At 47.3% G+C, this 23,541-nt stretch carries 22 protein-coding genes; 11 read left to right on the top strand and 11 right to left on the bottom strand.

Annotation, left to right across the window (positions count from 1 at the left end):
• Positions 1-22 precede the first annotated feature (22 nt).
• Genes LVJ86_RS06900 through LVJ86_RS06885 form a run of 4 tightly spaced genes read left to right on the top strand, consistent with a single transcriptional unit; the run spans position 23 to position 3,707 of the window.
• Positions 23-1,231, top strand: a complete 1,209-nt coding sequence (locus tag LVJ86_RS06900; protein ID WP_047761548.1) for a beta-ketoacyl-ACP synthase — start codon at positions 23-25, stop codon at positions 1,229-1,231.
• Between the two features lies 1 nt (position 1,232).
• A complete protein-coding gene (locus tag LVJ86_RS06895) occupies positions 1,233-1,721 on the top strand; it encodes a hotdog family protein (RefSeq protein WP_047761549.1) in 489 nt (162 codons plus the stop codon).
• 25 nt (positions 1,722-1,746) lie between these two features.
• On the top strand, positions 1,747-2,475 hold the full coding sequence (fabG, locus tag LVJ86_RS06890) for a 3-oxoacyl-ACP reductase FabG (RefSeq protein WP_047761550.1): 729 nt from the start codon (positions 1,747-1,749) through the stop codon (positions 2,473-2,475).
• Positions 2,469-3,707 carry a beta-ketoacyl-ACP synthase gene (locus LVJ86_RS06885; RefSeq protein ID WP_047761551.1) on the top strand — a complete coding sequence of 413 codons (1,239 nt, stop codon included), beginning with the start codon at positions 2,469-2,471 and terminating at the stop codon, positions 3,705-3,707. Before fabG ends, LVJ86_RS06885 begins: the two co-directional genes overlap by 7 nt.
• A gap of 67 nt (positions 3,708-3,774) precedes the next feature.
• Here the strand turns inward: LVJ86_RS06885 and LVJ86_RS06880 are convergent, their stop codons facing one another.
• Positions 3,775-4,401, bottom strand: a complete 627-nt coding sequence (locus LVJ86_RS06880) for a 4'-phosphopantetheinyl transferase family protein (protein ID WP_047761552.1) — start codon at positions 4,399-4,401, stop codon at positions 3,775-3,777.
• A gap of 89 nt (positions 4,402-4,490) precedes the next feature.
• Here LVJ86_RS06880 and LVJ86_RS06875 point away from each other — a divergent pair, with 89 nt between their 5' ends.
• From LVJ86_RS06875 to LVJ86_RS06855, 5 genes are all read left to right on the top strand, one after another.
• Positions 4,491-4,916: a hypothetical protein gene (locus LVJ86_RS06875; protein ID WP_047761576.1), complete on the top strand. Its 426-nt coding sequence runs from the start codon at positions 4,491-4,493 to the stop codon at positions 4,914-4,916.
• Positions 4,917-5,049: 133 nt separating this feature from the next.
• Entirely contained in the window at positions 5,050-6,183 is a 1,134-nt protein-coding gene (locus LVJ86_RS06870) for a glycerate kinase (RefSeq protein WP_047761553.1), read from the top strand.
• A 207-nt stretch (positions 6,184-6,390) separates the two neighbouring features.
• Positions 6,391-7,578 (top strand): acetylornithine/succinyldiaminopimelate transaminase, encoded by a 1,188-nt coding sequence (locus LVJ86_RS06865; protein ID WP_047761554.1) that lies wholly within the window; start codon positions 6,391-6,393, stop codon positions 7,576-7,578.
• Between the two features lie 36 nt (positions 7,579-7,614).
• Positions 7,615-8,106 carry a hypothetical protein gene (locus tag LVJ86_RS06860; RefSeq protein ID WP_047761555.1) on the top strand — a complete coding sequence of 164 codons (492 nt, stop codon included), beginning with the start codon at positions 7,615-7,617 and terminating at the stop codon, positions 8,104-8,106.
• Positions 8,107-8,486: 380 nt separating this feature from the next.
• Positions 8,487-9,515 (top strand): sulfate ABC transporter substrate-binding protein, encoded by a 1,029-nt coding sequence (locus LVJ86_RS06855; protein WP_082131264.1) that lies wholly within the window; start codon positions 8,487-8,489, stop codon positions 9,513-9,515.
• Between the two features lie 278 nt (positions 9,516-9,793).
• Here LVJ86_RS06855 and LVJ86_RS06850 read toward each other — a convergent pair whose 3' ends face one another.
• The gene (locus LVJ86_RS06850; RefSeq protein ID WP_047761556.1) at positions 9,794-10,543 is read right to left on the bottom strand and encodes an amino acid ABC transporter permease; all 750 of its coding nucleotides are present in this window, start codon (positions 10,541-10,543) and stop codon (positions 9,794-9,796) included.
• A 312-nt stretch (positions 10,544-10,855) separates the two neighbouring features.
• On the opposite strand from LVJ86_RS06850, the gene ribF reads away from it, so the two are divergent.
• Together ribF and ileS are read left to right on the top strand one after the other, a co-directional pair.
• A complete protein-coding gene (ribF, locus tag LVJ86_RS06845) occupies positions 10,856-11,785 on the top strand; it encodes a bifunctional riboflavin kinase/FAD synthetase (protein WP_047761557.1) in 930 nt (309 codons plus the stop codon).
• Positions 11,786-11,971: 186 nt separating this feature from the next.
• Complete coding sequence (gene ileS, locus LVJ86_RS06840; protein ID WP_047761558.1) at positions 11,972-14,752, top strand: isoleucine--tRNA ligase; 2,781 nt, start codon at positions 11,972-11,974, stop codon at positions 14,750-14,752.
• Between the two features lie 215 nt (positions 14,753-14,967).
• On the opposite strand, the gene LVJ86_RS06835 is transcribed toward ileS, so the two are convergent.
• From LVJ86_RS06835 to LVJ86_RS06795, 9 genes are all read right to left on the bottom strand, one after another.
• Complete coding sequence (locus LVJ86_RS06835) at positions 14,968-16,485, bottom strand: phospholipase D family protein (protein ID WP_047761578.1); 1,518 nt, start codon at positions 16,483-16,485, stop codon at positions 14,968-14,970.
• A gap of 111 nt (positions 16,486-16,596) precedes the next feature.
• A complete protein-coding gene (coaBC, locus tag LVJ86_RS06830; protein WP_047761559.1) occupies positions 16,597-17,787 on the bottom strand; it encodes a bifunctional phosphopantothenoylcysteine decarboxylase/phosphopantothenate--cysteine ligase CoaBC in 1,191 nt (396 codons plus the stop codon).
• 251 nt (positions 17,788-18,038) lie between these two features.
• The gene (locus tag LVJ86_RS06825; protein WP_047761560.1) at positions 18,039-18,536 is read right to left on the bottom strand and encodes a hypothetical protein; all 498 of its coding nucleotides are present in this window, start codon (positions 18,534-18,536) and stop codon (positions 18,039-18,041) included.
• Between the two features lie 195 nt (positions 18,537-18,731).
• Positions 18,732-20,501: a sodium:solute symporter family protein gene (locus LVJ86_RS06820; RefSeq protein ID WP_047761561.1), complete on the bottom strand. Its 1,770-nt coding sequence runs from the start codon at positions 20,499-20,501 to the stop codon at positions 18,732-18,734.
• Between the two features lie 3 nt (positions 20,502-20,504).
• The gene (locus LVJ86_RS06815; protein WP_047761562.1) at positions 20,505-20,768 is read right to left on the bottom strand and encodes a DUF4212 domain-containing protein; all 264 of its coding nucleotides are present in this window, start codon (positions 20,766-20,768) and stop codon (positions 20,505-20,507) included.
• 960 nt (positions 20,769-21,728) lie between these two features.
• Entirely contained in the window at positions 21,729-22,064 is a 336-nt protein-coding gene (locus LVJ86_RS06810; RefSeq protein ID WP_047761563.1) for a hypothetical protein, read from the bottom strand.
• Positions 22,065-22,183: 119 nt separating this feature from the next.
• Positions 22,184-22,630, bottom strand: coding sequence for an SsrA-binding protein SmpB (gene smpB, locus LVJ86_RS06805; protein WP_047761564.1), 447 nt, complete (start codon positions 22,628-22,630; stop codon positions 22,184-22,186).
• A gap of 112 nt (positions 22,631-22,742) precedes the next feature.
• On the bottom strand, positions 22,743-22,964 hold the full coding sequence (locus LVJ86_RS06800; protein ID WP_047761565.1) for a DUF1653 domain-containing protein: 222 nt from the start codon (positions 22,962-22,964) through the stop codon (positions 22,743-22,745).
• A gap of 186 nt (positions 22,965-23,150) precedes the next feature.
• Positions 23,151-23,354, bottom strand: coding sequence for a cold-shock protein (locus LVJ86_RS06795; protein ID WP_003682902.1), 204 nt, complete (start codon positions 23,352-23,354; stop codon positions 23,151-23,153).
• Positions 23,355-23,541 lie beyond the last annotated feature (187 nt).

The raw sequence follows: 23,541 nt of genomic DNA, 5'->3' as shown, positions 1-23,541 counted from the left end.
GAATTTTTTAAGAAAAATAAAAATGCAACCTGTTTATCTCACTACCCCCGCCGTTACCAGCGCACTAGGCAGCGGTTTACAACACCATATAGATGTATTGCTACGACCTCCGCTATCATCTCCCCTGACATTGTCCGATCAATGGGTAGCCGGAAAAAATTATGCTTTTGGTGCGGTTAATGAAATGCTGAGGGCTTTTCCCGAAACACTTTCAGACGGCCATAAAAGCCGTAATAACCAATTGCTGTGGCATGCATTGTCACAAATCGAGGGTGATATCGAGGCGGCCAAACAACGCTTCGGCGCCAACCGTATTGCCGTCGTGATCGGTACATCCACTAGTGGCGTGGATGAAAACCTACCCATGTTTCGACATATTGCCGCAGGCGGTAGTTGGGAGGAGGTATCGTTCAACCAGCAGCAGCAAACCTTATCTGCCCCTGCTGATTTCACAGCCGCCGTGTATGGGCTGCAAAACCTTTGTTATAGCGTTTCCACCGCTTGCACATCGGGTGCACGGGCTTTGATAAGCGCGGCTCGTCTCTTACGGGCGGGCTTATGTGATGCCGTTATATGCGGCGGCGTGGATACGCTGTCGCCTCTGACGATTAACGGTTTTGCTTCGTTGGAAGTACTTTCAGACGGCATAGCCAACCCGTTTTCACATAACCGCAACGGCATTAATATAGGTGAGGCCGCCGCTGCTTTTGTAATGACTCGTGAAGCGGATTTTGCCGAAAGCCTGCCTTTGTTAGGCTTCGGCAGCAGTAGCGACGCTTACCATATGTCTTCACCACGTCCCGACGGGTTAGGAGCAATCATGGCTTTCGAAGCCGCACTGAAAAGCGCGGATTTACCGCCTGACGCAATCGGCTGGATTAATCTGCACGGTACGGGAACGGTACATAACGACAGCATGGAAAGCATCGCGGTAAACAAAGTATTCGGAAGCCATACCGCTTGTACATCAACCAAACCGCTTACTGGCCATACGCTGGGAGCAGCCGGTGCATTAGAGGCGGCTTTCTTATGGGGCATGGTCAGTCGTTGCCACAACCCGCACGGCAGGCTGCCGCCGCAATTGTGGGACGGCATACAGGATACCGCCTTACCCGTAATCTCGCTGACGGATAACGAAAGGTTTTGGCCGTCTGAAACCCGTATCGGCGCAAGTTCGTCATTTGCCTTTGGCGGCAGCAATGCAGTAGTGGTGATTGGTGAGGGCATGTGAGATGCAGCAAAAATTAACTTGCCCTATCTACGAAGTTGCCCCTTTGCTGCCGCATAGCGGCCATATGGTGCTTTTGGATGTCATTACCGAATACGGCGAGGATTATCTTTATGCCGAAGCCCAGGTTGGCGAAAAGCATATACTGCTGCAAAACGGTGTTTTGCCGCTGTTGGCAGGCATGGAAGTCATGGCGCAAGGGATTGCGGCATTGGCGGGGTGTCATGCCCGCAATGCCGGCGAGCCGGTACGTTTGGGTTTTTTGTTGGGCACGCGCAAGCTGAATTTGTTTGCCGAGAGCGTACCTGTAGGTACGCGGTTGTCAATCCATGTGCGTGCTTCTACTCAGGATGCGGGCGGTTTCGGTGTGTTTGATTGCGAACTCCGCTGGACGGATGCATCGGAGGATGCCAAAGCAAACCTGCCTTCCGATGGCCTTTTGATACGGGCAGCATTGAATGTATTTAGCCCAAAAGATAATCAGGCCGTCTGAAACATATTGAAAATAAGGGAAACGTATGAGTGAAACGATTTTAATCACAGGCTCTAACCGAGGTATCGGTAAGGCAGTGGCATTAGCTTTGGCACAAGATGGTTATGATATTGTCGTACATTGTCGCAGCCGCCGAGAGGAGGCTGAAGCCGTTGCGGAACAAGTGCGTGCATTGGGGCGGCAAGCACGGGTATTGCAGTTTGATGTGTCCGACCGTGCCGCCTGTCGTGAGACGCTAACTGCCGATATCGAAGCAAACGGCGCATATTACGGTGTGGTGTTGAATGCAGGGCTGACCCGCGATAATGCTTTTCCTGCATTGGAAGACGATGACTGGGATCATGTACTGCGTACGAATTTAGACGGATTTTACAACGTGTTGCATCCGGTTTGCATGCCGATGATACGGCGGCGCAAGCCCGGGCGGATTGTGTGTATGGCTTCTGTATCAGGTCTTATAGGTAACCGCGGCCAAGTGAACTATAGCGCTTCGAAAGCGGGCTTGATCGGTGCGGCCAAAGCTTTGGCAATTGAGCTTGCCAAGCGCAAGATTACCGTCAACTGTGTTGCGCCGGGCTTGATTGATACGGATATTTTAGATGAAAACACGCCGGTAGGCGAAATTTTAAAAATGATTCCGGCTCAGCGTATGGGTAGCCCCGAAGAGGTGGCACATGCCGTACGTTTTCTGATGGACGAAAAAGCGGCGTATATTACCAGACAAGTGATTGCGGTGAACGGAGGTTTGTGTTGAAACGGGTAGTGGTAACGGGAATAGGCGGTATTACCGCATTCGGGCGAGATTGGGCAAGTATCCGTAGGGCTTTCGAGCAAGGTAAAAATGCCGTTCGGGCGATGGATTGGCAGGAGCAGCAATATCCGGATTTAGAGGCGAGATTGGGGGCGCCTATTGAGGGATACGCACCGCCTGCTCATTGGACTCGTAAGCAGTTGCGCAGTATGGGGCGGGTATCTTATTTATGTGTCGATGCGGCCGAACAGGCATTGGCCGACTCGGGCTTGCTGGGTAACAGCGAAATTTGTGATGGACGTATGGGGGTGGCGTGCGGCTCGTCTACCGGCAGTACCAAAGATATCCGAGATGTGGGCGAATTACTGATAACGGGTACTTCGCAGAATTTCAGCGCCAACACTTATGTGCGGATGATGCCGCATACCACCGCGGCCAATATTGGTATATTTTTCGGGCTGACCGGGCGCATTATTCCGACATCGAGCGCCTGCTCTTCAGGCAGCCAGGGCATCGGCTATGCGTATGAGGCCATTAAATACGGCATGATTCCGATGATGCTGGCCGGCGGAGGAGAGGAGTTCTGCCCATCGGAAGTGTATGTGTTCGATTCGCTTTATGCTGCGAGCCGCCGCAATGCCGAGCCGGAAAAAACACCGCGCCCTTATGATGCGGGGCGGGACGGATTGGTCATTGGCGAAGGTGCGGGTATTTTTGTACTGGAAGAATTGGAGCACGCTTTAGCACGCGGCGCGAAGATTTATGCAGAGATTGTCGGCTACGGAGCCAACAGCGATGGCAGTCATGTTACCCGTCCCCAAAAAGAGACCATGCAGCGTTGTATGGAGTTGGCCTTGAAAGACGCCGCCATTGAAGCTGCCGCCATCGGTTATGTCAACGGCCACGGTACGGCAACAGAACAGGGCGATATTGCCGAAACGCTGGCGACCGAGGCCGTTTTCGGCAACCGTATTCCGATGAGTTCGCAAAAAAGTTATTTTGGGCATACTTTAGGGGCATGCGGTGCGTTGGAATCATGGTTTTCAATCGAGATGATGAATTGCGGTTGGTTTGCACCGACTATTAATTTGGATGAAATCGATCCCCGTTGCGGTAAAGTGGATTATATTCGCGGCACGGGTAGATATATCGAAACAGATTATGTGATGAATAATAATTTTGCTTTCGGCGGAGTTAATACTTCATTGATATTCAAACGCTGGCGCGGAATGTGAATGTAAAAAATGCCGTCTGAAAACTATTCGGACGGCATTTTTGTTTTGGTGGCTTTTTAGCTGTGTTTCACAGCAACCAAATATCTTGTAAGCCTTTTGTTCCCAAATTACCGAAAATATGCCATTGGGGGGCAAGGTTCGGTTCGCCCCGCCATACACAGGCAAGAGCCCAATTGCCGCACAAGGCCGAAATGCCATGCCATGAATATCCGCCGAGATTTTTAATTTTCGGATTGCCGTCTGTCTGTATGTCTATGCCGACTTTGGCCATGTCGGCCGGAAAATCCAAAGCGGCGGCTTTGATAAGTGATTCTTTTAGTGTCCAGAGCCGATAAAAATCAACAGCCAGCCAACCCCGTGCAGCCAACCATGTTTGCTCTTGTCCGCTGCATGAATAAGCGGCCAAGTTTGGAAAATCACGCGTGCGTATATATTCGATATCTACACCGATCGGCAGCTCTATGGCGGCATCGGCCAGCACGGCGGCACCTTTGCTGTGCGAAAGCGATAAGATGTTCAGGCGGCTTTCTTGTTTGAGAAAACGGCTGGTCTGCCAATCAGGGCGTTGCTTTAAAGCGGGATTTCGGCTCAGGCGCATTTGATCCGCTTCATCCAGATTTTGGCCTTGATATCGGAAAGCACAGTCTGCTCCGGCAAGTAGTATGTTGATAGTATGGCCGTATTTTGTATTCATTTGGCAAGAAATCCAGTACAATCTTTAAAACTTCGGTGCGCACGATTTTTCAAGTAGCTGCCGAACCGGTTAATCTTATGGAGAAAACGATGAAAAAAGCAACAGGATTATTATTGGGTGCCGTATTGGCTTCGTTGGCATTTACCGCCCAAGCCCGAGACACCCAGCTGAAGCTGTCGATTCAGGAGGCTATGAGTTCTCCCGAGGCGGAAAAGGTATTGGATCCTTCTATCAAGGTGTCTTTTGCTTCCGGCGGCGGTAAAATTGTGAAGCAGGGATTGGTGAGCAACAAAAAAACCAATGCGGTTGGCAAATCGGATGAGAAAGCTTGCCAATGGGCGTTTTTATCGGCTGTAAAACAGTTTCAAGATTCGGCTAAAGCAAGCGGTGCTTCGCGGGTGGTTAATTTAGTAAGTTACTACAAACGTAATACGTTTAGCAGCACTAAGGAATATGAATGCCATGTGGGTGCGGTGATTGCCGGTGTGGCTTTGAAAGGCGATTTGGCTAATTGATTGCTGCGCAATATTGAAAACGGTCTGACAGGTGCTTTACCTGCGGGCCGTTTTTTATTATTTTGTGTTTTTATTGGTTTGAAATATTGATTTTCAGACGGCCTCGTGATTTATCACAACAAAAGGAAATCTTGTGAAAATTGTTATTGCTCCCGATTCGTTTAAGGAAAGTTTGAGCGCGCTGCAAGTGGCTGATGCGCTTGAAGCCGGATGGAAAACGGTGTTTCCCCATGCCGAATATGTGAAAGTTCCGATGGCAGACGGGGGCGAGGGAACGGTGCAGTCGTTGATTGAAGCTACGGCAGGCAGGATGATGCAGGCAGAAGTAACCGATCCGTTGGGCGGAAGAATACAAGCGGTATACGGTATTTCGGGGGATGGCAAAACGGCGGTTATCGAAATGGCCGCCGCTTCGGGTTTGCATTTGGTTCCGCCGGCACGCAGAAACCCGCTCTATACCACCAGCTATGGTACGGGTGAATTGATTTCAGCAGCTTTGGACCAAGGAGTCACAAATATTATTCTTGGCATAGGCGGCAGCGCGACAAATGATGGCGGTGCAGGGATGTTGCAGGCATTAGGCGTCAAATTATCCGATAAGCACGCCGTATCTTTGGGTTACGGCGGAGGCTGTCTTGCGAATTTGGAATATGTGGACTTAAGCGGTTTGGATACCCGCTTGGCAAATGTTTCGATACGGGTAGCGTGTGATGTGCGTAACTCTTTATGCGGTGAGCAAGGCGCTTCGGCGGTTTTCGGCCCGCAAAAAGGAGCGACGCTGGCTATGGTAGGATTGCTGGATGGTGCGCTTAGCCGTTTTGCCGATATTGTATTGCGTGATACGGGTATTAATATCCTTAACCACGAAGGAGCCGGCGCAGCGGGCGGTATGGGCGGAGGTGTATTGCTGTTGCCTGATGTAATGCTGCAATCTGGTGTGCAGATTGTGATGGACGCGGTGAGGTTGGAAGAAAAAATACGTGATGCCGATTTGGTGTTGACCGGAGAAGGGCGTATGGACAGTCAGAGTATCCGCGGCAAAACACCCGTGGGCGTGGCGCTTGCGGCAAAAAAATTGGGAAAACCTGTTATTGCGGTGGTAGGTAGTATAGGGCAGGGTTATGAGGCTGTATACGAATATGGTATCGATGCGGTTTTCCCGATTATCCGCAGTCCGGGCAGCTTGGAAGAAGCCTTGCAAAACGGCTATGATAATTTGTTGTCGGCAGCGGTAAATATCGCCCGGCTTTATAACCTGCCTCGATAAAAGGATTTGGCCTTTTACATTTTCAGGTAGATGGCAATATTTCAGACGGCCTCGATCCGAGGCCGTCTGAAAATTATCCGATAAATACAAACTTCGTTTTCATCAAAGGGAAATAATCAAGCATACGGATAAGTTTTATCGCTATAATCAGCGTTGGCAATACATTTTCCGTAATTTCTGATGTGCTTTTTCAGCAAGGATAACGATATGCAAAACTACCTTACCCCCAATTTTTCATTTGCGCCGATGATTCCGGAACGGGGCGCGGGCAGCCGTGTTTGGGACGGTGAAGGGCGCGAATATATCGATTTGGCAGGGGGCATTGCGGTGAATGCTTTGGGGCATTGCCATCCAGCTTTGGTTGAAGCACTGACCGAACAGGCACAAAAGTTATGGCATATTTCCAATATCTATACGACCAAAGCGGCGCAGGATTTGGCGCAAAAACTGGTAGCGCATACTTTCGCAGACAAAGTGTTTTTCTGCAATTCGGGCGCGGAGGCTAACGAGGCCGCGTTGAAGCTGGCGCGCAAATATGCCCGCGACCATTACGGCGAAAGTAAAAATGAGATTGTTGCCTGTATAAACGGTTTTCACGGGCGTACCCTCTTTACCGTTTCAGTGGGCGGGCAACCCAAATACAGCCGCGATTTTGCCCCGTTGCCGCCTGCGATTACCCATATACCTTACAATGATGCCGCAGCATTGGAAGCGGCAGTTGACTCACAAACCTGCGCGGTGATTATCGAACCGGTTCAAGGTGAAAGTGGTGTTTTGCCGGCGGATAAGGTGTTTTTGGAAACAGCGCGGCGGGTTTGCGATACCCATGGCGCGTTGTTGGTTTTTGACGAGGTGCAAACCGGTATGGGCCGTACCGGAAAATTGTTTGCTTACGAACATTACGGTATTGTGCCGGATATTCTTTCCAGCGCGAAGGCACTGGGCAGTGGTTTCCCAATCGGTGCGATGCTGACTACCGATAAAGTTGCCCCCAGTTTCGGCCCGGGTACGCACGGTTCGACTTTCGGCGGTAATCCGTTAGCCTGTGCGGTGGCGGGGCGTGCGTTTGATATTATCCAGTCTCCCGAAACTTTGGCGCATGTGTGCCGGCAAGGTGAAAAGCTACAAGCGGCTTTACGGGTATTGGGCGAGGAAACGGGCGTATTCCGACAGGTACGCGGTATGGGCTTGCTGGTTGGATGCGTGTTGGCGGAGCAGTATGCGGGCCGCGCCGCCGAAATCGTGCAGCATGCCTTGGCACACGGTTTGATGATATTGGTGGCTGGCGGCGATGTCGTGCGGATGGCGCCTAGCTTGCTGCTGAATGATGAAGATTTGGATGCGGCATTGCAACGTTTGCGTGCGGCATTAAAAAGCTGGCTGGAACAAGTTTAAGAAAATTTTTTACAATTTAAAACGAGGAGTTATAACATGGTAGTAATAGGATTATTCGGTAGCTCACATAGCGGGAAAACTACTACACTAAATCAAGTGATAGAACAGCTAAAAAGTGTTGGGAAAGAGATTGATTCTCAAAAAGGCAGCACCTCTAAAGATCAGCTTTGCTGTGTACGATATCAAGGTAAAAAAATTTGTATAGCAACAGGTGGTGATACTTGTCCCATCTTAAAAGATAATTGTGCTTTTTTTGATAAACATAAACCTGATATTGCTATCTCTGCAACTAGAACCAAAGGTGCTACGTGCGAAGTATTAAATCGTTATGCTGCCAAAAAAGGTTCTGAAGTTATATGGTTAGAAAAATTAACCTATACAATTTATGAAAGTAATGAAAAAGATAATGAGGAGAATGGCGAGCTTATCTACAGAGAGTTGAATAATATTGATACCTTTCGTATTTTAAAAGTTATTAATAGCAAAAATGTAAAAATAAAAAAATCATTTGAATTCCATTTAAGCTAAAAAATTAAATCCCAATTATAATTTATAATTGGGATTTAATTTTTTCTATAGCTATATAAAAATGAAAACTTAAACCTCCGCATAAAAGCAGATACTTAAATTTTCGTTCTGATAGGGTGTGTCAAATTTATGACAGAGCTCGGAAAATAAGGCTGTTTGTGACTGAATGTATAGATGCTGTAATATAGTATTGGCAATTGGTTATATATTATAGTTTAGGCTCGTAAACCAATTATGCCGTCTGAAAATATGAGTGTTTCAGACGGCATATTTTTATTTGAAGGTAAATTAGTTATAAACAAATGAAAAAACAATATTTCCTGCCGTAAATACCGCTTGCTATATTGCTTGCAGGCTAATTTTGACAGTAGGAGCAGGTGATGGGCATCAAATCTTTATGGCAGGTATTTTTGTTGGCTCCGGTATTGGCGGCTTGCAGTCCCGGAAGTGGTAAGGTAGGAGCTGAGGGCGCGGCTTCATCTGTATCGATATTGAATGTTTCTTACGATCCTACCCGTGAGCTTTATTTGGAATACAATCCGCTGTTTCAAAAATATTGGCGTGAAAAGACAGGCCAGGAAGTAACCGTACAACAGTCGAACGGTGGTTCGGGCAAACAGTCTTTAGCGGTGATGAACGGCTTGAAAGCAGATGTGGTTACATTGGCTTTAGCGCATGATATCGATGCGTTAAACAAAATCAAACCTTTGGTCAATCCCAAGTGGCAGCAGGCTTTCCCTGATAACAGTGCGCCTTATACATCTACCGTGGTATTTCTGGTGCGTAAACGCAATCCGAAAAATATCCGCGATTGGGGCGATTTGGTAAAAGATGATGTTGCGGTGCTCACGCCTAATCCGAAAACATCAGGCGGGGCACGTTGGAACTTTTTGGCGGCATGGGCTTATGCCAAACACCAGCCGGGAGGTAGTGATGCCAAAGCCGAAGAGTTTGTCCGAAAGCTTTATCAACGTGTGCCGGTGATGGATGCGGGAGCGAGGGCTTCGACCATTTCCTTTACCCAGCGCGGCTTGGGCGATGTGCTTTTGGCTTGGGAAAATGAAGCGCATTTGGCAGTGCGGCAGTCGGGCGGAGCTTATGAAATTATCATTCCTTCATTATCGATTTTATGCGAACCTTCGGTTGCTGTGGTGGATGCAAATGTTGATGAAAAAGGCACGAGGGAAGTAGCAAGCGAATATTTGCGCCATTTGTACAGCGAAGAAGCCCAACGCATTATCGCCAAAAACTTTTACCGCCCGGTGAATAAAAAAGTACGAGCTGAGTTTGCCGATGCTTTTCCGGTCATCAGTTTGGTCAAGATTGATGAGGAGTTCGGCGGCTGGGAGAAAGCCCAACAGCGTTTTTTTGCTGACGGGGGTGTATTTGATCGTATCTATAAACATTGATTTTTGTGGCCGGAGTCGCTGTAATATTACAAAATGTTGTGGCGGTTGTTGCTGTGAAGTTTCATATTTTGTGGAGACGGTTAGGCCGCTATGTGCTTAAGCTGGCAAGCCGATTGCGTATGGTTATCAAGGCGGAAAATATCAAGATAACAAAGAGGCAAACGGTTGGAATCATAAAAAAAACAGGCCGTCTGAAATGTTCAGACGGCATTTGGTAAAAAAGCCCGCATTATGTGCGGGCTTATATTTCATATTTCAGACGGTGGTAAAAATAGATTTTATCGTTGGCCTTTGGTGTTGTAACGTTTTTCCAGCCAAGCAAAAAACCAGCTTAAGCACATAGTCATCAGCAAATAAATCAGCGCGATGGTATAGAGCGGCTCTTCGTAAATTGAAAAGCGGCCCGAAATAGTACGCTGGATATAGGCCAGCTCTGCAACTGCAATGGCGGAAAGCAACGAACTGTCTTTCAACAAGGTGATGAATTCATTAGCCAAAGGCGGCAGCATACGGCGGAATGCTTGGGGCAGAATCACATGGCGCATGGCTTGGGGATAGGTGAGACCGAGGGAGCGGGCCGCTTCGATTTGGCCTTTGTCGATAGATTGGATACCCGCACGGATAATTTCGGTAATATAAGCGCCGGCATTGGCGGTGAGTGCCAAAGTACCGGCAATCAGCGCGCCGTAGTTGCGGCGTAATTCTTGTGCCAAATCACCGCTGATAAGCCAGCCATCAGTAGGATTAATCAAAGCGACCGCCCAGATAAAGTACCAAATAAAAATTTGTACGAATAGGGGCGTACCACGGAACAAGGTGACATAAATCAGCGAGAAAGTGCGCAACAGCCAAGCTACGGCGCGCATCAGGGCGTTGCCTTTTTCAAAGCGGATGATTCGGCTTAAAGCACCGATCAAGCCTAATACTGTACCGCCTAAAGTGGCGGCTACGGTTAATCCGAGCGTGGTGAGCGCGCCGTAAAAGAACATCTCGCGATATTCGTAAATAATGTCAAAACGGAAATCCATATCGGCTTCTTTAATTCAGGTGGTTGGACGGATAAGGAAACAGGCAGTATATTTGCCGTAAAACTCGTCATTTTACAATAAAAAAAACATGATTGGGCGTTTAAATTTACAGATAACTTCCCTAATTTCCACATACTGATCCGACAGGTACAGGGTGTTGTGCCTAATATGATTTTAAACACTGTTGGCGGCTGCTGTGTTTTGCCGGCGGATGGTTTTTAAATCAGGTGTGAGCGTGTTTTCTGTTAAGGTTTATTAAAACGCCGATTGCGTTTACAATAGCACGTTATCCAAACGTAAAAAAATTACTTCATGAACATTTGGTTCGGGCAAAACCAAGCCCCAAATTTTCCTCAGGGTGCGGCGGTAACCATCGGTAATTTTGATGGTGTGCACTTGGGGCATCTTCACATATTGCAAAGATTGAAAGCTGAAGCGAAAAGCCGCGGATTACCGGCTGTAGCCGTGGTTTTCGAGCCTCAGCCGCAAGAGTTTTTCGCACGCAAGCATGGGCGGGAGCAGCCCTACCGCTTAACGCCGCTGCGGAGCAAGTTGAGGCTTTTGCGTGAAACCGGCTGTCTGGATGCCGTATGGGTATTGCGTTTTAATCAAGCATTTGCCGATATTTCTGCACAAGAATTTATTGATCGCTTACTGCGCCGCGGATTGAATACCAAATATCTGCTGATCGGAGATGATTTCCGTTTCGGAGCCGGGCGGGAAGGCAGTTTCGAAACACTGCAACAGCAAGAAGGTATGGTAACCGAACGGACACCTTCGGTGTTGGTGGAAAATATCCGTGCAAGCAGTACGGCTGTGCGGCAAGCACTTTCGAGTGGTAATCTGGCTTATGCCGGGAAAATCCTCGGTCACGATTACACACTTTGCGGCCATGTGAAACACGGCGCCAAATTGGGGCGTACTATTGGTTGTCCGACGGCAAACGTACAATTGGCGCAACATCATTACGCGCTCAGCGGTGTCTTTGTGGTAGAAGTGGAAGGTTTTTTTGGTAAACGTCGTGGTGTGGCCAGCTTTGGTACCAATCCCACCGTCTCTTCTACGCTTAAGCAAAAGCTTGAAGTTCACATATTTGATTTTTCAGAGGATCTGTATGGAAAGCGGATACATGTCCGTTTTTTGCATAAATTACGTGACGAAGAGAAATTTGACAGTTTGGAAGACCTGAAAAAACAGATTTGGGATGATATGGATGTAGCCCGAAATTGGCGGGCAGAATAAAAATCATATGGTCGGGGCAGTCTAGATAAATTAAATTATTGCTGCCGATGAAGCGTAAAAACTTATAAAAACCATATAATTCCGATACAATATACCCTTTGAGAAATTTATTTTCAGACGGCCTTTTTATTCATTATGAATATTGGGGCCGTCTGAAGCTATACCAACGAAGTACGAGAAAAGAAAATGACCGATTACAGCAAAACCGTAAATCTGCTTGAAAGCCCGTTTCCGATGCGCGGCAACCTTGCCAAACGAGAAGGCGGCTGGCTGAAAAGCTGGTATGAACTCAAACGTTACCAAAAGCTGCGTGAAATCGCCAAAGGCCGTCCTAAATTTATCCTGCACGACGGCCCTCCTTATGCCAACGGCGATATCCATATTGGTCATGCTGCCAACAAAATCCTGAAAGACATTATCTTACGCAGCAAAACCCTGGCCGGTTTTGATGCTCCCTATGTACCCGGTTGGGATTGTCATGGCTTGCCTATAGAATTGATGGTTGAGAAATTGCACGGTAAAGATATTCCGCCCGCACGCTTTCGCGAGCTTTGCCGCGAATACGCCAAAGAGCAGATTGCCCGTCAGAAAAAAGACTTTATCCGCTTGGGTGTGATGGGTGATTGGGAAAATCCTTACCTCACCATGGATTTCAAAACCGAAGCCGATACTGTGCGCGCCTTGGGCGAAATCTATAAAGCCGGTTACCTCTACCGTGGTGAAAAACCGGTTCAATTTTGCTTGGACTGCGGCTCTTCTTTAGCGGAAGCCGAGGTGGAGTATAAAGACAAAATTTCGCCAGCTATCGATGTAGCTTATCCGTTTAAAGACAATACGGCTTTGGCCAAAGCATTCGGCTTGCCTGAAATCAGCGGTGAAGCTTATGCCGTTATCTGGACGACTACGCCGTGGACTCTGCCGGCCAGCCAAGCAGTTAGTGCGGGTGCCGAAGTGGTGTACCAACTTATCGATACGCCCAAAGGCAAGCTGGTGTTGGCTAAAGATTTGGCCGAAGAAACCCTGAAACGCTACGGCTTCGAGAATACAACCGTTTTAGCCGAAACCAACGGTAGCAAGTTGGAAAGCCTGCATATGAGCCATCCGTTTTTAGAACGTGATATTCCGATGCTCAATGGCGATCACGTTACTACGGATGCCGGTACTGGTTTGGTACATACGGCTCCGGCTCACGGTTTGGAAGACTATTTTGTCTGTATTCAATACGGTATCGCGTTGGATAATCCGGTAAACAGCGAAGGCCGCTACCGCAGCGACGTACCGCGAGTGGCCGGTTTAAGCGTGTGGGAGGCAAATCCTGTCATTATCGAATGGTTAACCGAGAATAACCGGTTGCTGGCTTCGGCAAAAATCGAACATAGCTACGCACACTGTTGGCGCCACAAAACACCATTGATTTACCGAGCTACCGGCCAATGGTTTATCGGCATGGACAAAAACGGTACAGACGGCCAAACTTTACGCAATAAAGCTATGAAGGCGGTGGATGCCACCGAGTTTTTCCCTGCTTGGGGCCGTGCGCGTTTGGAAGCAATGATTGAAGGCCGTCCGGACTGGGTGGTTAGCCGCCAACGTTACTGGGGCACGCCGATGACTTTCTTCGTACACAAAGAAACCGGCGAGCTGCACCCGCGCAGTGCGGAACTGTTGGAAGAAGTTGCCAAGCGCATCGAAGAAAAAGGCATTGAAGCCTGGTTTGCCTTAGATGCTGCGGAATTGCTAGGTGCCGAGGCCGCAGATTATGAAAAACTCAGCGATACGCTTGACGTATGGTTTGATTCGGGCAGTACGCACTTTTCCGTATTGAAACAGCGTGAAGAATTGGCTTGGCCTGCCGATTTGTATTTGGAGGGCAGCGACCAGCACCGTGGTTGGTTTCAATCATCTATGCTGATCGGCTGTGCTGCCGTAGGCCGCGCCCCATACAAACAGTTGCTGACACACGGTTTTGTGGTGGATCAAAACGGCCGTAAGATGTCGAAATCACTCGGCAATGTGGTTGCTCCGCAAGAAGTGTATAACGAATTCGGTGCTGATATTTTACGTTTGTGGACGGCTTCTACGGATTACAGCGGCGAGTTGGCAATTTCTAAAGAGATTCTCAAGCGCGTTACCGAAAGCTACCGCCGTATCCGTAATACGTTGAGTTTTTTGTTTGCCAACTTGAGCGACTTCTCACCGATCGAACATGCCGTGCCGCAAGACCAAATGCTGGAAATTGACCGTTATGCCATGGTATTGGCACGTCAGCTGCAAGAGCGTTTGGCCGGTGATTATTATCCGCGTTATGCGTTCCATTATGCGGTAAAAGACATTGTCAGCTTCTGCTCGGAAGATTTGGGCGCTTTCTATCTCGATATCTTGAAAGACCGCCTCTATACCACCCAAGCGGACAGCCATGCCCGCCGTAGTGCGCAAACTGCGCTGTATCACATTACCCGTAGTTTGGTGTTGTTGATTTCACCGATTTTGTGCTTTACCGGCGAAGAAGCTTGGGATTTTATCGGCGGTGGCGAAGAAGACAGCGTTTTGTTCCACACTTGGCACGAATTCCCTTCAATGAACGAAAAGAGCGAAGCCGAATTATTGAAAAAATGGCAAACCGTCCGTAGTGTTCGGGAAGCTGTAACGGCTGCAATCGAACCGCTGCGTGCGGATAAGAGCATCGGTTCTTCATTGCAGGCTGAAGTACAGATTACTGCGCCGGAAGAAGTAGCCGGATACCTGAAAACTTTGGATGAAGAATTACGCTTTGTTTTATTGGTATCAAAAGCTACGGTTGTAAAAGGTGATGAATTGGCCGTTACCGCCCGTGTAAGCAGCGGTGAAAAATGTGAACGTTGCTGGCACTATACCGATGATATCGGTTCGGTAGCCGCTCATCCGACTATTTGTGGCCGCTGTGCCGACAATATTGAGGGTAAAGGTGAATCGCGCCATTACGCTTAATTAAGTGATGTATGGTTTAAAAGGCCGTCTGAAATATTTTCAGACGGCCTTTTCTATATTTGGTAGATTAGAAAGATAAACCCATATGTTGAAAAAGTTGGGGATGGAGAAATTGAATGCTAATCCTATGAAAATTGTCATTATCTGATTGAGATAAAGTTTGAACGAACAGATTTATTATTCTGCATTATGGAATTCGGCAGCTAGGGTTTTATTTACAACAGTCCTTCGATAGGCAGTATAGATAAAATCTTTACACCCAAACGCCGCCAAAATCCGGCTTCAGGCTCTTTATTAAGGGTTTGGCCACTTTCGGGATCATGCCATTGCAGTTTGCCGTATTGGTTTAAAGTAACTTTATAGGCATATTCAGGGGTGGTGTCGACCAAGGTACGTTGCATGGCCGATGCGATTTGCGGGCTTTCTAAGACGACACCCATTTCCGTATTCAAGCGCGCGGAGCGGGGGTCAAGATTGAGAGAGCCGATAAATACGCGTTGTTTGTCTACGATAAAGGTTTTGGCGTGCAAACTGGTTGCGGAGCTACCCGTTAGGCCGCGGTCGCGTGTGGAAGGTACGGCATGGTTGGGTTTAAGCTCATAGAGCGCTACGCCTGATTCGAGCAGGGGTTTACGGTAGCGGCTGTAGCCGGAATGTACTGCTGCAACATCGGTAGCTTGTAGCGAATTGGTTAACACGGTTACCGCTACATTATTCCCGCGTAATTTTCGGATAGCCTCCATGCCTGCCTTGGTTGGCACAAAATACGGGGAAACCAAATAAATTTCATGCTGTGGAGACTTGAGCGAATTAGAAATTTTTTCGGCTATGGAGGGTTTGTTGCGGTCGCGGTTCAAGCCTTTACCCGGATTATCGCTGATCAATTGGGCTTTGGTATATTGCCACGGCACGCGGTTTGATTCGATAGCGGTTTGTAGGGGCGAGTGTGCCAGATCCGCCCGATAACGCTGCATGATTTGGTTACCCTCATCACTTTGTTCGAGTTCACTTAGTCCTTGAGCGATATCAGCGTGAGGGATAATACGTTCGAGAGGGTAGGATGATTTACTCGCCCAATAACGGTCGAAATCGCGTGAAACATCAGTGACAACGCTGCCGGTGGCGAGAATGTCTAGATCCGCAAATACGGTATCGCCGGCAATATTGAAGTATTCATCCCCTATATTGCGGCCGCCGATGATGGTGGCTTTATTATCTGCCGTAAGGGATTTGTTGTGCATTCGGCGGTTGAGGCGGGGGAAATCGGTTAGGTAGCCGAGCGCCCGCAGCCGACGTGTGGTAAAGGGATTGAAAAGGCGGATTTCGATATTAGGATGTTGGTTTAAGGCTGCTAATAAGTTATCTAGCTTACCGGTATTGTTGTCATCCAATAGCAGGCGTATGCGGACGCCGCGTTCCGCTGCACGGTGCAACATATTGAACAGCAGCTTGCCCGAGATATCGTTGTGCCAGATATAGTATTGCAGATCAAGTGTGTATTGGGCGGAATTAATCAGGGTGGCCCGCGCAACAAAGGCATCATGGGCATCTTCGAGCAGATAAATGCCGGAGAGGTCGGATTCGGTGCCGGAGTGTTTTGGGCTTAATACGGTTTCGATAGCGGGGGCGGCCGGGATATCAAGATAATGGCTTTCACTGCGCCCTTCTAATGAAGGCAGGCTTTGGCAGCCGGTAAGGGCAATACCGCAAATCAAGTATGCCGTATAGAGCAATCCGGATTTACGATTAATATTTTCAGACGGCCTTTTTTGATTCGAGGCCGTCTGAAAAAATAGCGCTGATAAATATTCGGGTAAATAATATTTCAACACGATATGGCGGTTTTATTGGGCTTTTAACACTTGCGCCAATCGTTCGACAATGGCGGCTGCGGCTTCGTTTTTATCAGTTTCCGGCAGGGAGGTTTCATCGTATTCATCAATAATGGTGATTTGATTGGTAGCTTTTCCCATAGCTTTGGAAACTTCGTTGGCAACGATCATCGGAATACTTTTTTTCAGGCGTTTTGCACGGGCATACGGCAAAACATTTTCGCTTTCGGCTGCAAATCCTACGCAGAAGGGAGCGTTGGGAAGAGCGGATACCGACGCCAAAATATCGGGGTTCTCGGCCAACTCAATAACGGGAGGCAGGCCACTGCCGTCTTTTTTTAATTTTTGGACACTGCTGTTTTTCACTTTGTAGTCGGCAACGGCTGCAACAGAAATGAAAACGTCTTGAGCAGATATACGGCTGTGTACGGCTTCATACATGGCTTGGGCACTAACGGCCTGTATGGTTTCGACCATACCGGAAGGTAAGGCGGTTTGTAGCTGGCCATGAATTAGGCTGACTTGCGCACCGGCGGCGCGACATGCGCGTGCTAGGGCGATTCCCATTTGGCCGCTGGAAATATTGGTGATGCCGCGCACGGGATCGATCGCCTCGAAAGTTGCACCGGTAGTGATCAGGATTTTTTTACCCGCCAATATTTTGGGAGTCCAGAGATCGGGAATCAAATCTGCTAGATCCGCCGCTTCGGGCATCCGGCCGATACCGGTTTCGCCGCAAGCCTGTTCGCCTTCGGTCGGTTGGAAAATGGTGATACCGTCTGCTTGCAGTTGGCGGATATTGCGTTGGTTAGCGGGGTTGAACCACATTTCCACATTCATTGCAGGGGCGATAGCCAGCGGGCATTTGCGTGCGGCGGCAAGATTGGTAAGCAGGTTGTCGGCAATGCCGTTGGCGATTTTAGCCAAGGTGTTGGCACTGGCCGGAGCGATGAGGAATACATCGGCATTTCGGGTGAGGTTGATGTGTGCCATACCGTTACCGCCCGATTCTCCTGAATGGGTATCGGCCAAAACAGGATTGCCGCTTAGGGCTTGAAAGGTTAGAGGCGTAACAAATTCTGCTGCCGCTTGGCTCATGGCTACGGTAACTTTGTGTCCTTGCTTTTTCAGCAAGCGTACCAATTCGCAGGATTTGTAGGCGGCAATGCCGCCGGAAATACCGAGTAAAATATGTTTTTTCATATTGGGTAATGGAATGAACTGCAACCGAATGCCGCTTTCTATGTTGGTATGGAGTGCGTGTTTGGTTAAGGTTGCATGCCGTTTGTATTTGTTTTCAGACGGCTTCAAATATAACAGAAATTACTGCTTTTGGCGGTTTATTCTGCTTAAACGGCAGATAGGGGAAATCAAGTGTATTTTGTAAGGGGCGGGAGAAACGAAAAATATGCCGTCTGAAAATATTTCAGACGGCTTTTTGTTCCAACTGCAAATCAGGCAGGGCAAACGGCATTTGCAGTTTTTTCGCTATACGGGGTTTTACCCCATTCTATATCACCTGATTTATTCTCAGGCAAGTTCAGGGTAAGCATTCTGGTACGGCAATTTACCCATACGGGCAAAGTATGGGCACTCATGCGGCGTTCGAAAAAATAAAGATTGGTTTGTATTACCGGAATTTGCTTATCAATAATTTCAGTTTTAGCACTATCCAGCGCAATGAACTTCAGCACTTGAGGGCGGATATACGACCACGGCTTGTAAAATGCAGTTTCAGGTACTTCGGCGACCACTTGTGCGGTTCCCGGTAGAAGAGCGCGGGTATGGGCAAACCAGGTGTATTCGCTATGCACTTGAAAAGCCAGCATACCCAAGCCGGCAGCGGCGGGGACGGACCACTTAGGCAGCCGTTTGAATACCAGTTTCAGCAGCATTACTAGCCCGGCAGCGCCAAGTGCGGCAGATAATGTGGCAATAAATTCCCAAATCATGCGTTTCCCTTTTTTGGTTTGAAACTTTCATTAATTGGCGTTTTTTGATACGCCTGCGATCGTGTTAAGGCAGATACCCAAAATAAAAAAGAGGCATTCTAAAGGTTTGGTTACGGTGCATCACTTTTATTTTGAACGACTGTTTTTCGAGGTAAATAGTTTGGGCTTCCTTGATTGGGAAGCCCAAACATGGGATTAGTGGTCGATGGCTTGGCCGGCGCCGCGCGGATAGCGTACGCTTTCTACCAAGTCTTGAACCTCTTGCGGCGGCTCTTTACCCATCATGGATACCACAAATGCCACAGCAAAGTTAATCAATGCCCCTACTGCGCCAAACGACAGTGGCGAAATTTCGAACAGCCAATTGGCTTCTACATTTTCAAAGGTATTGGTGCCTGGAATAAAGAACCAGCCCAGATACAGGAAAATGTAAACACTGGTGGAAATCAAACCTGCCAACATACCGGCGGTTGCACCTTTGTCGTTGATGCGTTTTGAGAAAATACCCATCATCAATGCGGGGAAAATTGATGCGGCTGCAATACCGAAGGCAAGTGCGACTACTTGTGCGGCAAAGCCCGGCGGGTTGATACCCAACCAAGTGGCAACCACAATCGCAATCGTCATTGATACGCGGGCAGCCAATAGTTCGCCTTTTTCGCTGATGTCGGGTTTGAGGGTTTTCTTGATTAAGTCGTGGGAAATAGCCGAAGAGATGGCCAACAGCAAACCGGCGGCGGTAGAAAGTGCAGCTGCCAAACCACCGGCGGCAATCAGGCCGATAACCCAACCCGGAAGATTGGCAATTTCGGGATTGGCCAGTACCAAGATATCGTTGTTTACGGTCAACTCGTTGCCTTGCCAGCCGCGTTCTTTTGCCACGGCAGAGAAAGCTTCGGATTTATCGTTGTAATACTGGATTTTGCCGTCGCCGTTTTTATCCTCAAATTTAAGCAGGCCGGTGTGTTCCCAAGTTTCCATCCAACCCGGGCGTGCGGTGTAATCGATTGGTGCTGACTGCGTACCTTGCGGGTAAATGGTATCTACCAAGTTGATACGTGCCATAGAACCGACTGCCGGAGCAGTAGTATAGAGCAGGGCGATAAATACCAATGCCCAACCTGCCGAAGAGCGTGCATCGGATACTTTAGGTACGGTGAAGAAACGAATGATTACATGCGGCAAACCTGCAGTACCGATCATTAGCGACAAAGTAAACAGGAACATGTTTAATTTGTTTGGAATGTCTGCAGTGTAAGAGGTAAAGCCCAAGTCGGTGACAACTGCATCCAGTTTTTGCAGAAGCGGCATGCCTGAAGCCGACTCATTGCTGAATAATCCCAAAGGAGGAATCGGATTGCCGGTCAGTTGCAGGGAAATAAATACGGCAGGGATGGTATACGCGATAATCAATACGACGTACTGGGCCACTTGGGTGTAGGTAATCCCTTTCATACCGCCTAATACCGCATAAAACAGTACTACTACTGCCGCGATAATCAGTCCTGTCGTGCTGTCTACTTCTAAAAAGCGTGAGAAAGCCACGCCGGCGCCTGTCATTTGACCGATTACATAAGTGGTTGAAGCCATAATCAAACAGGCTACGGCTACTAAGCGCGCAGTACGGCTGTAAAAACGGTCTCCGATAAAGTCCGGTACGGTAAATTTACCGAATTTACGCAGGTAGGGAGCCAACAGCAATGCCAGCAGTACGTAGCCGCCTGTCCAGCCCATCAGATAGGCTGACGCCGCATAACCGTTCATAGCCAGCAGACCCGCCATTGAAATGAATGAAGCAGCACTCATCCAGTCGGCAGCGGTTGCCATACCGTTCAATACGGGATGAACCCCGCCGCCCGCCACATAAAATTCTTTGGTAGAACCTGCCCGCGCCCAAATAGCGATACCGAAGTAAAGCGCGAAAGAGGCCCCCACGAAAATAAGATTGATGACAAATTGACTCATGGTTTATTCCTCGCTAACGCCGAATTCTTCATCTAGTTTGTTCATACGCCAAGAGTAGAAGAAAATGATTCCGATGAAGGCCAAAATTGACCCTTGTTGGGCAAACCAGAATCCCAAATCTGTCCCGCCGATTTGAATGCCGGAGAGAAGAGGACGTAATACGATACCAAATCCGTAAGAGCACAAAGCCCAGATTATCAGGCAAATGACGATAATCCGGAGATTTGCTTTCCAGTAACCGGATGCGTCATGTTGGTGTGTCGACATGATTTATCTCCTTTGTAATTGTAATGTAGTATTTATGTTTTCAGACGGCCTTCTGTTTACCGAAATGAAGCAAAAAACGGTAAATTGTAAGGATAAGCCTGTTTTATCAGTGATCCTCAGCTTTCTTGATATTGAGAACACTAAATTCAGAATAACATAATTTTTTTACTTTGCAATGAAATGTAAAGCTTGAAAGTGAAATTTTGCTCTAGAAAATGTATCAATCTAATTCTTAAAAATCATGATGATAAAGTTTGAATAATTTTTCGTATCGCATAAATCAGAATTTCAGATGGCCTGCGTAAGGCATTATTGTGAAAAAACGTTAATATGTTGGCGTGTCATATTACAGGTTGCAAATTGCGATACATAAATCATTTAGAAAGGGTATTAGGTAAGATGATTTATTAAAAAAATTAAATAAACCATATACTTAAAAATTTTAAGAAAGATGGGGATAGTGTGTGTCACATAAAAAAAGCTATAGTTGGTGGGAAAGCTGTACTTAGGTTATCAATATATGCAGAAGTTGGCTGTTGATAGTATGGTTGTAGAAGTGTTTTTGGCGGAATAAAAAAAGATTTGAATTGTTAAGGTATAAATACAGTGTTTGAAAAAATGAAAAAATTTTTCATTTGTTGATGGGTAAGGTTGGAAATATCACGAATATTTTATTGTTTCGGGATTGGCTAGGCAGGGTTTAGCAGCACATTACCGCCATTGTGCCAAAGTAATCAAGAGAGGCCGTCTGAAATTTTCAGACGGCCTCTCTTGATGGTTAATCATAAACATGAGCTTGATTTGTGCTTAATAACATTCTTGCTTAATCCGTATTTAGATAAAGGATAAAGAATGTATCAAGAATATATAAGTTATTTGGTAGGAGTGATAAATATTTAAGGCTGCCCATGTTGAATTTAGGCAGCCTTACAAGGATCAGGATAATAAATATGGGTGATTTTACTGAATCTGCTTCGGCATTTTATAAGGAATCAGGCTGCTTCGTGAAAGTAGTAACAGACAGCCCAGTAGCATCATACCCAAGGCAACCAGCGGAGAATATGAAAGTAAATAATGACTTTTTATATAAACGGCAATACCGATATAAACCAAGAGCGGGCCTGCTACGATAGATTGTTTGTTGATACCGTCCATGATGAGAACAATAATGCCGGCTAAAGCCAAAGCCATCGCAACCAAAGTAGTGGTGGCAGGTAGGATACCGGTAGTTTTTAAAAACCAAAGAGCGCCGGCAATGATTAGAAACAAGGGAAAAAATAAAGATGGCTGAGGCATTATTGTGATCCGAGGGCAAGATTTCAGACGGCCTTATTATTATCAGGCGAAAGCCACCTGAAAAGAAAAAATGCCGGGTATTGCGCGTTTTTACTTTTGCTTACGACAAATGTGGCAGATTAGCGCACATTTTTCATTAACCGCTGTTTCTCGCGCTTCCAATCAGCCTCTTTCATGCTCTGACGTTTGTCATGTTGTTTTTTACCTTTGGCCAAGCCAATATCCATTTTGATATTGCCGCGGTGGTAATGCATATTTAATGGCACAATGGTGTAACCCGCGCGCTCGGTTTTGCCTATTAATTTATTGATTTCAGATTGGTTAAGTAGGAGTTTCCGTTGGCGTACCGGGTCGGGTTTAACGTGGGTAGAGGCGGTGAGCAGTGCGGTAATATGGCAACCGACCAGATAAAATGCCCCACGTTTCCAATGGATATAACTTTCTTTTAGTTGTACCCGTCCTGCGCGTATGGCTTTAACTTCCCAGCCTTCCAACACAAGGCCGGCTTGGATTTGTTCTTCGATGAAATAATCGTGGAAGGCTTTTTTGTTATTGGCGATGCTCATTTTTGATGACTTATCAATATTTCAGACGGCTATTTTAGCAGAAATAGCCGTCTGAAACAGAAGAGAATGCGGATAGAGGTGAATAGATAAAATCTGTTAGCCCGAATAGGCCTTAAAAAGTTTTGATGCACGCAAAACGCGGGGTAACAAGGCCTTCGTGGGTGATATTTTCGGCGAACATGGCCAAAGGGCGTATCCAAAGTCCGTATTCGCCGTAAAGCGCACGATAAATCACCATGATTTCTTCGTTTTCGGAATGTCGGGCTGTGCCGATCACTTCATATAATTGACCTTTGTAGTGGCGGTAGATGCCGGGACGGATGCTGTGATTCATAGATAAATAGGTTGCTTGGAACGGAGGAAGGTCGGACGGTAACTATCTGCCGAGCAGGCAGTTGGGAAGAGGTAATGCTGTAGTATTGGTTAATTAATAAAACGAAATAGACGTCTGAAAATGTAAAATGGCAGGTTGGAAAACCTGCCATGATGCTTGCAATCGGCAGAACCGACTCAATATATATTAAGCAGCTTGAATGTTAGCAGCTTGTTTGCCTTTAGGGCCGGTGGTTACGTCGAAAGATACGCGTTGGCCTTCTTTCAGGGTTTTGAAACCATCCATATTGATTGCAGAGAAATGAGCGAACAAATCTTCGCCGCCTTCGTCCGGAGTGATAAAACCAAAACCTTTAGCGTCGTTAAACCATTTAACAATACCGGTTGCCATTGAACTTCCCTATACTAAAAAAATTAACAAAATACAGCAAAATGCGGCAAGGCTGACCAACGTAAAAGTTTCGAGTTTCTCCCAAACTATAAACTATTATGCTTTGTACTGCATGCCTTGTTTCTGCGTACTTCACGTTTTACCTTTGTTAATGGGGATAGTCAAGTAATGTTTGGGAAAAAGCTCG

It is taken from the genome of Neisseria arctica (assembly GCF_022870905.1).
In the GTDB taxonomy this organism is placed as follows: domain Bacteria; phylum Pseudomonadota; class Gammaproteobacteria; order Burkholderiales; family Neisseriaceae; genus Neisseria; species Neisseria arctica.
The sequence above is the reverse complement of the archived record's forward strand: the minus strand, read 5'-3'. Positions and strand labels throughout refer to the sequence as shown.

Bases quoted from the DNA above. Each gene is read 5' to 3' on its own strand.
- LVJ86_RS06900 (WP_047761548.1), top strand. From the start codon at position 23: ATGCAACCTGTTTATCTCACTACCCCCGCCGTTACCAGCGCACTAGGC.
- LVJ86_RS06895 (WP_047761549.1), top strand. From the start codon at position 1,233: ATGCAGCAAAAATTAACTTGCCCTATCTACGAAGTTGCCCCTTTGCTG.
- fabG (WP_047761550.1), top strand. From the start codon at position 1,747: ATGAGTGAAACGATTTTAATCACAGGCTCTAACCGAGGTATCGGTAAG.
- LVJ86_RS06880 (WP_047761552.1), bottom strand. From the start codon at position 4,401: ATGAATACAAAATACGGCCATACTATCAACATACTACTTGCCGGAGCA.
- LVJ86_RS06875 (WP_047761576.1), top strand. From the start codon at position 4,491: ATGAAAAAAGCAACAGGATTATTATTGGGTGCCGTATTGGCTTCGTTG.
- LVJ86_RS06865 (WP_047761554.1), top strand. From the start codon at position 6,391: ATGCAAAACTACCTTACCCCCAATTTTTCATTTGCGCCGATGATTCCG.
- LVJ86_RS06860 (WP_047761555.1), top strand. From the start codon at position 7,615: ATGGTAGTAATAGGATTATTCGGTAGCTCACATAGCGGGAAAACTACT.
- LVJ86_RS06855 (WP_082131264.1), top strand. From the start codon at position 8,487: ATGGGCATCAAATCTTTATGGCAGGTATTTTTGTTGGCTCCGGTATTG.
- LVJ86_RS06850 (WP_047761556.1), bottom strand. From the start codon at position 10,543: ATGGATTTCCGTTTTGACATTATTTACGAATATCGCGAGATGTTCTTT.
- ribF (WP_047761557.1), top strand. From the start codon at position 10,856: ATGAACATTTGGTTCGGGCAAAACCAAGCCCCAAATTTTCCTCAGGGT.
- ileS (WP_047761558.1), top strand. From the start codon at position 11,972: ATGACCGATTACAGCAAAACCGTAAATCTGCTTGAAAGCCCGTTTCCG.
- coaBC (WP_047761559.1), bottom strand. From the start codon at position 17,787: ATGAAAAAACATATTTTACTCGGTATTTCCGGCGGCATTGCCGCCTAC.
- LVJ86_RS06825 (WP_047761560.1), bottom strand. From the start codon at position 18,536: ATGATTTGGGAATTTATTGCCACATTATCTGCCGCACTTGGCGCTGCC.
- LVJ86_RS06820 (WP_047761561.1), bottom strand. From the start codon at position 20,501: ATGAGTCAATTTGTCATCAATCTTATTTTCGTGGGGGCCTCTTTCGCG.
- LVJ86_RS06815 (WP_047761562.1), bottom strand. From the start codon at position 20,768: ATGTCGACACACCAACATGACGCATCCGGTTACTGGAAAGCAAATCTC.
- LVJ86_RS06810 (WP_047761563.1), bottom strand. From the start codon at position 22,064: ATGCCTCAGCCATCTTTATTTTTTCCCTTGTTTCTAATCATTGCCGGC.
- smpB (WP_047761564.1), bottom strand. From the start codon at position 22,630: ATGAGCATCGCCAATAACAAAAAAGCCTTCCACGATTATTTCATCGAA.
- LVJ86_RS06800 (WP_047761565.1), bottom strand. From the start codon at position 22,964: ATGAATCACAGCATCCGTCCCGGCATCTACCGCCACTACAAAGGTCAA.
- LVJ86_RS06795 (WP_003682902.1), bottom strand. From the start codon at position 23,354: ATGGCAACCGGTATTGTTAAATGGTTTAACGACGCTAAAGGTTTTGGT.